General features: G+C 70.7%; 2 protein-coding genes and 1 pseudogene. 2 read left to right on the top strand and 1 reads right to left on the bottom strand.

The features are described from left to right. Positions 1-228: 228 nt before the first annotated feature. Together ACY45C_RS11170 and ACY45C_RS11165 are read left to right on the top strand one after the other, a co-directional pair. Positions 229-510, top strand: a complete 282-nt coding sequence (locus tag ACY45C_RS11170) for a metal-sensitive transcriptional regulator (RefSeq protein ID WP_462187547.1) — start codon at positions 229-231, stop codon at positions 508-510. Positions 511-714: 204 nt separating this feature from the next. Next, positions 715-1,407, top strand: a complete 693-nt coding sequence (locus ACY45C_RS11165; RefSeq protein ID WP_462187546.1) for an alpha-ketoglutarate-dependent dioxygenase AlkB — start codon at positions 715-717, stop codon at positions 1,405-1,407. A gap of 9 nt (positions 1,408-1,416) precedes the next feature. Here the strand turns inward: ACY45C_RS11165 and ACY45C_RS11160 are convergent. Next, positions 1,417-1,781 (bottom strand): annotated as a pseudogene (locus ACY45C_RS11160) (serine/threonine protein kinase); the annotation flags it as partial.

The raw sequence follows: 1,781 nt of genomic DNA, 5'->3' as shown, positions 1-1,781 counted from the left end.
GGACGTGGACGGGCAACCCGAACCTGTCCTGGAGGACCCGCGCCACTGATACCGCACGGGCGGAGAATTCTCACCCACGGTGATGATCGTGGGACCTGTCACCGCCGGGAGGAGCATCGGTTCGAATTCCAGTCAGCGGTTGGCGCCGCTATCTCACCGAATCCCGATCCGACGACCGGCACCGGCCCGGGTACCGTAGGGGGGTACCCGGACGGGAAGGCGCGATGGATGCACGGCTACACCAACACCAAGGACGATTACACCGCTCGGCTTCGCCGCATCGAAGGCCAGGTCCGGGGGCTACAGCGCATGATTGCCGAGGACAAGTACTGTATCGACATCCTCACCCAGGTCTCGGCGGCGACCCGGGCGTTGCAGTCGGTCGCCCTCGGGCTCCTCGAGGACCATCTGGCGCACTGCGTGACGCACGCCGCCGCCGAGGGCGGTCCGGTGGCCGACGAGAAGATCCGGGAGGCGTCGGCCGCGATCGCGCGGCTCGTTCGGTCCTGACCACGGCGGTTCCGGTGAAGGCGGTTCCGGTAAGACGACGGACATCGCTCTCGAGGTTCGTCGAGGTCCCGGGGTCGGGTGCTGCGCCGGTCATCCTCGCCTGTTCACCGTCACGGAATATGCCTCCTGGATCTCGCAGGTTACGCCAGATGCCGGCCCCGGACCGGGCCGTCCGGATGGCGTCGGCCGGGTAGCGTCGGCCGGGTGACGAGCGAGACCGACGGCACCGCGGTGCCCGCCGACGGTGCGGTCGACCGCACCGCGTCGGTGCAACGGATCTGGCTGGACGACCGGTCCTGGGCCGACGTCACGCGCGGATGGCTACGCGGCGCCGACCAGCTATACGAGACCCTGCATGCCGAGATCCCCTGGCGACAGGGAACCATGTGGCGTTACGAACGCCACGTCACCGAACCACGGATGAGCGCCTGGATCCCGCGGGGTCAGCCGGTCGCCTTTCCCGCCCTGCTCGACGCCTACCGGACCCTGCGGCGGACCTACGGCGTGGAGTTCGACGGCTTTGGCCTGTCGCTGTACCGGGACGGAGCCGACGGCGTCGCCTTCCACCGGGACCGCGAGATGCGCTGGCTCGACGACACGGTGATCGCCATCCTCACCCTCGGTGCCCGGCGACCGTTCCTGATCAAGTCCCGCCACCTGCCGCCCGGCCGACGGATCCTCGACGACCCGGAGGCATCCGGCGCTCGCGACCTCTCCCCGGCCGGCGGTGATCTGATCGTGCTGGGAGGTCGGGCCCAGGCCGACTGGCTGCACGCGGTGCCCAGGGTCCGGGAGCACGTCGCCGGACGCATCTCGGTCCAGTGGCGATGGACGTCCCGGACGGGCCGCCCGGAACAGGGCCCCGGTTACGGCGCCGCACGCCACTTCTCGCGATAGCCGGCCGGGTCAGTCACAGGGCGGGTCGTAGCGCCGGTGACCGAGGTAGGTCCGCCACTGCTCCCGATTGATGCGGCCCTCGGCCCTGGCACAGATCTCGTCCTCGGCCGCGAGCAGGTCGAGCTGCCAGAGACGGACGGCGTCACCGGCCACGCCGACGAGGACGCCCTCATGTCCCAGAGGTCCGAAGACCGTCGCCGTCGGCGCGGTGCCGACCGGCAGGGTGGCCGGCTGCACCGGCCGGGACGGTGAGCGCATGTCCCAGAGGGTCACCTGACCGGCCGGGGTACTGACAGCGAGGACCCGCCCGTCGGCGGAGAGCGCGATCGAACCGGCCTGGCCCGGTCGGCTCGCGATGGCGGTGAGGCGGTGCA

This window comes from Frankia sp. CcWB2, from assembly GCF_977927585.1.
The sequence above is the reverse complement of the archived record's forward strand: the minus strand, read 5'-3'. Positions and strand labels throughout refer to the sequence as shown.